Here is a 9698-nt window from a genome sequence, read left to right as displayed (position 1 = left end):
GAAATATTCCCCCGACCTCAATCCGATCGAACAGGTCTTTGCCAAGATCAAGCACTGGATGCGCCAGGCTCAAAAGCGAACCGTCGACGACACCTGGCGCCATCTCGGCTACCTCGCCAACACCATCAAACCAGACGAATGCGCCAACTACTTTACCAACGCAGGATACGCTTCGGTGAAAACATGAAACGCTCTAGCCAACGTCGGGGATGCTTCCAGCCTGGCCGCGGTAAGCTTGGAAGTCTGGCTGAACACCTACATCCGCAATGGCGTCAACGCATTCTTTGCGGACTATGCGTTGGAACAATTTACCGCTGCTCGTTTCGAGGAAATCCTGTCATCGGCCAATGAAACCATCTGGGTTTCACAAAACTCCATTGGCATCGAGGGGTTTATACGCGTGTCATTGGGCTCGGTGGCGCCCATCGACATCTGCTCCGACGTTGAAATTTCGACTCTCTATGTTCAACCACGGCACCAAGGAAATGGTGCTGGCAGACGTCTCCTGGAGACCGGTTTGGAGTTCTGTGCCTCCACCGGAAGGCCGAACGCTTGGTTGTCGGTAAACGCTGGAAATGAGCGGGCGGCAGATTTTTACAGTAGAAATGGCTTTGAGAAGGTCGGAGAGACACATTTTCAGATTGGCGATCAGACCTACCCCAATCATGTGCTTCGGTTTCGTCTCTTGTGAATCTCGCCCTGACGAACTCCAAGTTTTACAAAGTCGGAAGGAACTGCCGATACCGCGGCGAGACCAGGCACTATTTCTCTGGCAACCCCGCCTTGGCGAGATCGGAGAGATAGGTCGTGAGGAGCGGTTCGACGTATTGCGGGTGCTTCGTTGTCGGAAACACTGCTTCCTTCTGGATGGTCCAGCCCGGTTTGGCTTTGAGAAGCTTTGCAATGCTGGCGCGTGCCTCATCCAGCTTGCCGAGCCGCGCGTAGGCCGCAGCCAGATTGATGTCCCATGGTGCCTTCATTTTCTGGAGCGCGACCACGGAATCCGCCGGACGGTCGGCGAAGTAATAGGCGATAGCCAGATTTCCGAAGTACCAGTCCATGTTCTTGGCATCGCGCCGGATCGAATCTTCCAGCAACTCGATCCCCCGATCAGTTTTGCCCGCGGCGGCCAGATAGTATGCAAGGTCGGCTCGGGCCCAGGCATCATAGGGAACCAGGCTGGCCGCCGCCTCGGCCTCGACAACCGAGCGCGCGAAATCGCCCTCATGCCACTGGTACAGGGCCGTCATCACCCAGTGGCAAAACAAGGTCTCCAGCCGCGATTTATGCGGAATGGCCTGCGCCTCCGTACCGAGCCTCCACGCCAGTTCGGTGTCGCGCCAAGGATCGTCGGTGCTGCCCCACCCGATATCATGAATGTAACTAAAGGCTATTTTCGTCCGCAACAGGGCGGAGTCGGGAAACTGCGCCAACCCTTCCTGCCAGATTGCGCGCGCCTCGGCGTTGTCTTCCTTGGTGAAGCGAAAGTACAACTGGTGGCCACGCAGGTAGTAGTCATATTCCTCCAGACTGGGAGCGGCTTTGCTCCAAGCGTCGGCCTCCTCCTTCTTCCTGATTTCGCCCCTCAGCCCCGCAATGGTGTCATTCACCCTGTTGGCCACGTTATCCTGCAGGACTGCCACGTCGCCGCTCTCTTCGTCATAACGCTTGGCCCAGACATGTTCTCCCGTCGATGCATCGACGAGTTGGGCGGTAACGCGCACCTTGCCGCCCGCTTTCCGGACACTTCCTTCGATCACGTAGCTGACTTTCAGATCTTCCCCGACCTGCTGCACCTTCACCGGCTTGTCGTAGACGGAACTCGAGCTGCGGGAAACAACGCGCAGCTCGGGAAAGGACGAAAGCATGGTGATGATATCCTCTGCAATGCCGGAGCCGAGATAGTCTTGGGACGGATCACCGCTCATGTTGGCGAAGGGCAAGACCGCGATCGACGGCTCGCGCGACAAAGCCACTGGAGACCGCAGAACGTACCAACTACCACCCCCCGCGATCAGTAGAGCAAGGACGCCGCCGATTGCGACGGTGGCCCAATGTTTTTCCGGTTTGCCCGTGCTTCTCGGCGGTAACGGAATGCCATCAAATTTGACGCGGAAGGCCTGGATCGGCTCGGCGATGTTCTTGACCTTCTGCTCGCCCATTGGCTCGAAGCCGAAGGAGAGTTTATTCTCCACTTCGCGCGCCACCTTGCCCGACACGCAGATGCCACCGGGATCGGCCAGCTGCTCGAGCCGTGCGGCGATGTTGACGCCGTCGCCGTAGCAGTCATCACCCTCAACGATCACTTCGCCGAGATTGATGCCGATGCGCACATGAACGCGTTGGTCCTCGGCGACGTTGGCGTTGCGTTCCGCCAGCCCCCGTTGCAGGCTCACCGCACATTCGACCGCATCGACGACGCTGCCGAATTCCGCAAGGAGGCCATCGCCCATAAGTTTGAAGATGCGGCCATGATGGCGGGCAATTTCGGGTTCGAACAGTTCCTTTTGCCCAGCCCTGAGACGCTCGAAGGTCCCCTGTTCGTCCTGCTCCATAAGTGTGGAGTAGCCAACGACATCGGCGGCAAGTATGGCAACAAGTTTACGGTCCACGACCGTCCCCCTTGTTTGGGTCGAATTTCCCGCGAGAACAATATCACAAACTGGGCAAGCGCGCTTTCGAACGGGGGTTGCGGTTGGAGCAGGGCTCAGTCGTGGGATGATCCAGCTTCCATCCTCGAGCTCCACTATAGGAAATTATCTTAAGATGAAACTCGTAACGAGACCGAACGGACTTCAAACTCCTGAGCCGCCATTTGGCTGTTGTGTTCGAATTCGTATGTCATTGATAAATGTTCGTTTGAAAATGCCGATAATAGCGGATTTTCCACCGATGCCGATTGGTTCCTAGAATTCTACAATCACACTTCAAAGCATATCGGGATGAGTGATTTTCAATGAGCGCCTTGAGCGGAGTCGAATTAACGAAGCCATCGGCTGGATTTTCACTTCCAGCGCGCCGAGCGCCAGGAACACCGTCGATCTAGAGGCTTCGCCTCGAGCACCTCGGGCAGGTTCTGTCCGCGCCGATCGAAGCAGCGGTTGGCAATTAAGCAGCACGGAATCGCCGAACTCATGCGCGCGGTAGCGGGACGCGGAGAGCGCTGCGGAGGCCTCGGCGAGCAGGGCATCGTCGGCGAAGGCGCGCAGGAGCTCGAAATGGCTTTCGCCGGGCTGGTGGACGCCCGTGAGAATCGCATCGACCACGCGAAGCAGCGTGCCCCGCGCGATGCGCCCTGTCGCAGTGCCATTTCCGGCGCGCACGCTGCCATCGGCATTGGCGGCTGCCTCAAGCGCGCGCACGACACTCGTGCCGATCGCGATGATGCGGCTGCCGCGGAGCTTCGCCCGCGCGACCTGCGCCGCGGTGCGCTCAGGGATGCGGTACGGCTCGTCGAGGGGAAGGCGCGAGTCGAGCGCGGGATCGCCGGTGGAAGAAACGCCCGCGGCATGCGTGAGTGCTGCGAAGCCGACGTCGCGCCGACGCCAGGCTTGGAGCGTGCGCCAGTCGAGCGCGAAGCCCGCCGACGGCGCCTCGAACGCGAACGGCCGGGCGGCAATCTTCGTCCAAACATCCCACAGCGCCAACGGCTCGGGAGCATGCGCGTATTGGATCGGCTGGCCGTGCTGCGCCATTCCTGCAAGCACCGCTGCGCGGATACCTGGGAAGTACAGCTCGAGAAGTCGAGGATGGTCGAGAAGGCGCTCGACGACGGCTTCAAGCGGGCCGAGCCGAAGGCGGTCGCCAGTTGACAGCGCAGGCGGAGGCAGCCGGTCTTCCGTGCGCGTGCGGTGATCACCCGAGCCGAAGGCAATCGCCACGAAGCGGGTAGGATCGGGAAGTGATAGCCAGCCGGCCAGGCGAATCTCGATCGCCTCGCCGCTTGGGACATGTGTACCATGCAAGCTGGCAGGCAAGGTCGCGGCGTCATTGGCGACGATCAGATCGCCGGGATCGAATAGCGTCGCGAGCCTGGTGCGCGGCAGGTCACGCATCGTGCCGTCCGCCTCAACGACGAACAGCCTGGCGGAGCGCCGATCAGAGCGGTTGTCGGTAATCATGCATGTTCCCCGGCGAGAAGCCTGGCCCGGACCGGCAAGGCGTCGAGCATCTTTTCGATCATCTCGGCAGCAGCCAGTTCGGGGGCCTTCAAGGTCGACGGATCGGCGTCCGGAAGCGCCAGCGCGTGAAGCGGGGTGTCCATATCGCCAGGGTCGAGCGCGAGGAGCCTTATGCCATCGGGTTTCGCCTCCTCGTCCCAAATCGCCGTAAGATGGGCAAGAGCGGCCTTGCTCGCACCATACGCGCCCCAGCCGGGATACGCGTTGACCGCCGCGTCGCTGGAGATGTTGATCACCAACGCGCCGCGGCCCTCGCGTGCGGACGCGGCAAGCGCACCGAATAAAGCTTTGGTCAGTCGGAACGCGCCGAGGAGGTTGACGGCGAGCGCTGCTTCCAGCTCCTCGCAATCGGTATCGGCAAGAAGCGCCAGAGGGACAGGACCGAGGCTCGATGCATTGTTGATCAGGACGTCGACCCCGCCGAGGCTGGCAGTGACCTGCATCGCGATCGGGTAGATGTCGTCCTTCTTGCCTATATCGGCGACAATGCCGTACGCGCCCGTCTCGGCTACGACGCCTTCGACATTTGCGGCAGTGCGAGCGACGAAGGCGACGCACGCACCCTTCGCGGTAAGCTGCCGCACAAGCGCCAGTCCAAGGCCGGACGTGCCGCCGGTAACTGTCACGCGAAGGCCCTGAAGATCGATATTCGTCAGCATTGTCGGTACTCCTTCAAATCCGTAGGAGTAGTGCTACAAGTTCAAGTTAACTTGAAGTCAAGCGAGAATCGTGCTCTCGTTTATGCATGGATCCGATGCTGACCATCACCGACGCGTCGCGGCGCAGCGGCGTCGCCTCATCGGCCCTGCGTTTCTACGAAGAGCGCGGGCTGATCGCGTCCGAGCGAGCGGGCTCGGGGCATAGGCGCTATCACCGGTCCGTGCTGCGCCGGATCGCGTTCATCGTCTTTGCGCAGCGGATCGGCCTGACGCTTGAGGAAATAGGCGCCGAACTCGCCAAGTTGCCATCCGATCGCGTGCCGTCTCGTCGGGATTGGTCGCGGTTATCGGGCGAGTGGGCAAGGCGTATCGACCAGCGCATAGCCGAGTTGCAGCGCCTGCGGTCCGGGCTTACCGAGTGCATCGGTTGCGGCTGCCTGTCGATCGACCGGTGTAGCCTGGCGAACCCTGCTGATTTGGCAGGGCGCAAGGGGCCGGGGCCGAGGTATTGGCTGGGGTGAATCGGCCTCCGGCAGTAGGGTTGTCAATCTCAAGGCTCCGACCTGTTTTTATCACACGTCGCCGGACCATGCATGACGGTAGCAGGCATTGTTTCGGCTCCTTCGGTCGGATGTCAGGAGAGACTCTCGATCCAAGCGGAAATTCGCCGAGCGACGACTGGATCATGACGGGATGCGCGGTTCAGGGTCGTAATGGCGAAGCTGTGGCATCCACAACCTGCGGTTCCGGATGAGGCATTATGCGATTTTTGAAGCACATATCGAGAATCTCAGGCAGTTTCTTGCTCGAAAGTGGCGACGACCGATGGAGATAAACGTTTGGTTGAAAATGCCGATAAGGGCGGATTTCAATTGTCGCCTGGAATTCTGCAATGACACTGATGTGCAGCAGGACGACTGATGCGCACGCCCGGTCACCACGGACATGCCGTTCCGTTTTTGATATCGCACGCCATATAAGAAAATCCCTCAAGCGCAATTGTGGAACAAAGTCTCTACAGAGCCCTTCAGATGCGTAACATATGACTGATGGGAGCGGCGATTAGTATATGCAAGGCTAGCTCGAGTGGCGCGGAGAACGGTTGCTCCTATGTGTGCCCCGAAAGAGGAAGAATGACTTACATGGACGATATCGCGCGCTGGCTGGCGGATGGCGCACCTCATCACAGCGTCGGGGCATTGTTTGACGCATTCTGTCGCGAGATCGTCCGTTCTGGTTTACCTCTCTGGCGCGCCTCTCTAGGGCTCGAGGTGCTGCACCCGGAGGTGAGCGGATGGCAGCATGTATGGACGGATGAGAGCCTGTCGGTAGCGGCATCGGACCGGGCGACGGCGCCCACGTCCCAGTCTTATCTGAATAGCCCGACCCGCATCGTCGATGATACCGAACAGCCTTTCCGACGCCGGCTCGATAAGCCTTGCCCCGACATGCCGCTCCTTGAAGAGTTGCGCTTGTCGGGCGCGACGGACTACGTGATGTACCCCCTGCCCTTCCTGGATCGGACGCGAACCGCCGTGATTTCCTTCGCCACCCGGCTGCCGAAAGGCTTTGACCCGGTATCACTTGATGGGCTGGAGTTCGCCGCAAAGCTTCTTAGCCCATATCTGGAGCGTCACGTCCTCCGCCGCATCGCTATTGATCTCCTCGACACCTACGTGGGACCCCACACGGGGCAGCGCATTATCGAGGGCCGGGTGGACCGTGGCGCGGTCGAGCTGATCGAGGCGGCGATCTGGTTTGCCGATCTACGCGGCTTCACTCTTCTATCCGAGCGTTCAGCTATTCCTGACGTGTTGGCTCACCTGAACACTTGGTTCGGCACGATCGGAGAAGTGGTCGAGGCGCATGGTGGCGAGGTGCTCAAGTTTATGGGCGATGCCGTACTTGCGATCTTCCCAACTTCGGCCGAACACAACCGCGAGACGGCCTGTCAGAAGGCTCTGGCCGCCGCACAGGAGATGTGCCTACGAAGCGAAGCCGAAAACGCCCAGCGTAGATCACTGGACACTCCGCCGGTCGTCCATGGCTTGGCCTTGCATTTTGGCGAGGTGGCTTACGGCAATGTCGGCGCGTCACACCGGCTTGATTTCACCGTCATCGGCCCAGCCGTGAACCGGGCAAGCCGGCTCCTGGACTTGGCCAAAAGGCTGGATCGAGAAGTTCTTGTCTCACATGCCCTTGCGCGGGAGGTCGACCAGCCTCTGATCGATCTGGGACGCTACCGCTTGCGGGATGTCAAGCAGCGACAGCGGGTCTTCACCCTGCCCGCGTTAGGCGACGTCCAAACCTCTTGATCAGTACGCTTGGCCAATCTCCTAGTCCCGGCGATTTTCCACCTACCATATTTTTCCGGCATCGATGCCAGATCGCCCATACCTCTCGATTGCCAAGCTATAGCCGAAGCCGGGACTCAGCAGCCGAGTCCGAAGCTGGAGCACTCCAGCGCAAGCTTGCTCGCCCTGCCCCGGATCGTTTGATGGTCTTTTCGATTTTACAAACGTCCGTAGTGCTCGACTCGGCCACAAGTTCATCCGGCACAGTTCCGACGACGATGGACCCTCCGGAAGCTTCTTATGCCGGGGCGCGTTGTTTTTTTGCGCCTCAGCATAGATCGCTAGGTATTCCAAAAGCCCAGCGATCGGCTCTTTCATTTGGCGGTCACGTCGAGACCAACCGGAAGCCTGCGTAGCCGCTTGCTAGTAGCCGCGAAGACCGCGTTGGCGATCGCCGCCGCGATTGCCGCGGTACCAAGCTCGCCAGTTCCGGTGGGCGGCTGATCGCTCTCCACGAAAAAGACCTCGATCTTGGGGGCCTCGTCGATCCGCATGACCCTATAGGTGTCGAAGTTGGTCTGGACGATGCGCCCGCTCTCGATCTCGATCGCGTTGTAGAGCGCCGCGCTGGCACCAAAAATGATTCCACCTTCAATCTGCGCCTTGGCGCCGTCAGGGTTCACGACCAGTCCGCAGTCAACGGCGCAGATGACGCGCTCGAGTCGAACATCACCCTGGGGATCGACCGAGACTTCGGCGACTTGCGCCACGTGCGTCCCGAACAGCACTATCACCGAAACGCCGCGACCTTTTCCGGCGGGCATCGGCGTACCCCATCCGGCTTTCTCGGCCGCAAGATCCAGGACGGCTTTTGCGCGCGGTGATTGCGCCAGTAGAACTCTCCGGAACTCGACAGGGTCTTTGCCCGTAGACACAGCCATCTCATCGATAAAGCTCTCGACGGGGAAGGAATTGTGGGTAACCCCGACGCCGCGCCACCAGCCGGTCGTCAATCCCGCCGGAGGCTCCGATCGGCTATACTCGATGAGTGGGTTGTCAAATTTGTAGGGTCCGGCAGCGCCGTCGACGGCGTCTGGGTCGAGCCCGTTGACAAACCAGGCTGGCGTCCAACGGGCCATCACGCTGGAACCCGCCACGCGGTGCGAGAAGGCTGTCGGCATACCGTTTTCATCAAGACCCGCCGAGAGCTTGTCGACATAGTAAGGACGAAAGACGTCGTGCTGGAAGTCCTCCTCTCGCGTCCAGATCACCTTGACCGGGAAGTCGACCTGCTTGGCGATCATTGCCGCCTGTACGGCGTAGTCCGTCTCCAGCCGGCGGCCAAACGCACCGCCCATGAGGAAATTGTGGACGCGGACCTTCTCGACAGGAAGGCCGGTAGCCTCGGCCACCGCCGACTGCACGCGAGCAATCACCTGTGTCCCGACCCAGACATCGCAGCCGTCAGCTGTGATCCTTACCGAGCATACCATCGGCTCCATTGTCCCGTGAGCAAGCAGCGGCGATTCATATCTGGCTTCGAGGGTCGTTGCCGCAACAGATGCTGCGTTCTTGACGTCGCCTTCATTGGTCGCAACCACAGCTTCGCCGGCGGCTGCCTTGTCGAGATCACTCACCAAATTGGCCGTCGAATATGTTAACGCGCCGCCTTCCCACTGAGGGTTGAGCGCTGCAAGCCCTTTTCTGGCAGCGCCGGTGTGGTCGGCGATGACCGCGACGGTATCATCGAAGCGAACAACCCTGCGGACGCCGGAGACAGCCAGGGCAGCCTTTTCATCCATCCCCACGAGCTTGCCCCCAATGATAGGCGAAGCCTGGGGCACAGCAACCTTCAGATCGGGCAGCATGAAATCTATGCTGTACTGGGCCCGGCCTGTTGTCTTGTCCACGGAATCTCGCCGCTTCAGCGATCTTCCAATGACCTTGAAGTCCTTCGGATCCTTCAGCGCGACCTTATCCGGCATCTGGAGCGTCGCCGCTTTTGCCGACAGATCGCCATAGGTAAGGCGCTGGCTACTCGCATCATGGATCACGGTGCCGTTCTCGGCCCGACAGCCGGACGCGTCGACGCCCCAGGTTTCCGCGGCCGCGGCGACCAACATCGTGCGCGCCACGGCGCCGGCATGCCGGAACGGCTCGTAGAACGCGGCAATGGAGGTCGAGCCGCCTGTTGCCTGGAACCCGAGCTTCGGATTGGCATAAAGCTTGTCGTCCGGCGGCGCCTGTTCTACCCGGATCTGATTGGGCTCCACTTCCAGCTCTTCCGCGAGTAGCATCGGCATCGACGTGTAGACGCCTTGCCCGATCTCGACCTGTGGAATGATGGCCGTCACGTTGCCCGCCTTGTCGATCCTGATGAACGCGCCTGGCGCAAAGGTTGTAACCTGAGCGTCAGCGGCAGCCGCGCGATCTGCGCGGAACATTGACGCGTTGATCGAAATCAGCAGGCCACCCCCGGCTGCGGCGCCGGCGAACAAAAAAGAACGCCTCGACAGCCGCGTGTCGACGGGCGATGACTTGGAAGAAGTACCCTTCATGTACAT

Annotated in this window: 7 protein-coding genes and 1 pseudogene; 4 read left to right on the top strand and 4 right to left on the bottom strand. The window is 60.3% G+C overall.

From position 1 onward, the window contains the following. Both CU102_RS24895 and CU102_RS24890 read left to right on the top strand, forming a co-directional pair. Nucleotides 1–187, top strand: a pseudogene (locus tag CU102_RS24895) (IS630 family transposase); the annotation flags it as partial. A 48-nt stretch (nt 188–235) separates the two neighbouring features. Continuing rightward, complete coding sequence (locus CU102_RS24890) at nt 236–691, top strand: GNAT family N-acetyltransferase (RefSeq protein WP_245425531.1); 456 nt, start codon at nt 236–238, stop codon at nt 689–691. Between the two features lie 70 nt (nt 692–761). Here the strand turns inward: CU102_RS24890 and CU102_RS24885 are convergent, their stop codons facing one another. The 3 genes from CU102_RS24885 to CU102_RS24875 all read right to left on the bottom strand — a co-directional run bounded on the left by CU102_RS24885 (nt 762) and on the right by CU102_RS24875 (nt 4840). Then, the gene (locus CU102_RS24885) at nt 762–2612 is read right to left on the bottom strand and encodes an adenylate/guanylate cyclase domain-containing protein (RefSeq protein WP_106713764.1); all 1851 of its coding nucleotides are present in this window, start codon (nt 2610–2612) and stop codon (nt 762–764) included. 315 nt (nt 2613–2927) lie between these two features. Continuing rightward, complete coding sequence (locus tag CU102_RS24880; protein WP_106713763.1) at nt 2928–4121, bottom strand: S-adenosylmethionine:tRNA ribosyltransferase-isomerase; 1194 nt, start codon at nt 4119–4121, stop codon at nt 2928–2930. Beyond that, nucleotides 4118–4840, bottom strand: coding sequence for an SDR family NAD(P)-dependent oxidoreductase (locus tag CU102_RS24875; RefSeq protein WP_106713762.1), 723 nt, complete (start codon nt 4838–4840; stop codon nt 4118–4120). The genes CU102_RS24880 and CU102_RS24875 overlap by 4 nt, the downstream gene beginning before the upstream one ends. 86 nt (nt 4841–4926) lie before the next feature. Here CU102_RS24875 and soxR point away from each other — a divergent pair, with 86 nt between their 5' ends. Continuing rightward, nucleotides 4927–5361 carry a redox-sensitive transcriptional activator SoxR gene (gene soxR, locus CU102_RS24870; RefSeq protein WP_106713761.1) on the top strand — a complete coding sequence of 145 codons (435 nt, stop codon included), beginning with the start codon at nt 4927–4929 and terminating at the stop codon, nt 5359–5361. A 621-nt stretch (nt 5362–5982) separates the two neighbouring features. Continuing rightward, nucleotides 5983–7155, top strand: a complete 1173-nt coding sequence (locus CU102_RS24865; protein ID WP_166648618.1) for an adenylate/guanylate cyclase domain-containing protein — start codon at nt 5983–5985, stop codon at nt 7153–7155. 353 nt (nt 7156–7508) lie between these two features. Here the strand turns inward: CU102_RS24865 and CU102_RS24855 are convergent, their stop codons facing one another. Next, nucleotides 7509–9698: a xanthine dehydrogenase family protein molybdopterin-binding subunit gene (locus CU102_RS24855; RefSeq protein WP_106713758.1), complete on the bottom strand. Its 2190-nt coding sequence runs from the start codon at nt 9696–9698 to the stop codon at nt 7509–7511.

It is taken from the genome of Phyllobacterium brassicacearum (assembly GCF_003010955.1).
GTDB classification, from domain to species: Bacteria; Pseudomonadota; Alphaproteobacteria; order Rhizobiales; family Rhizobiaceae; genus Phyllobacterium; species Phyllobacterium brassicacearum.
This window is presented reverse-complemented; position numbering and strand designations above follow the sequence as displayed.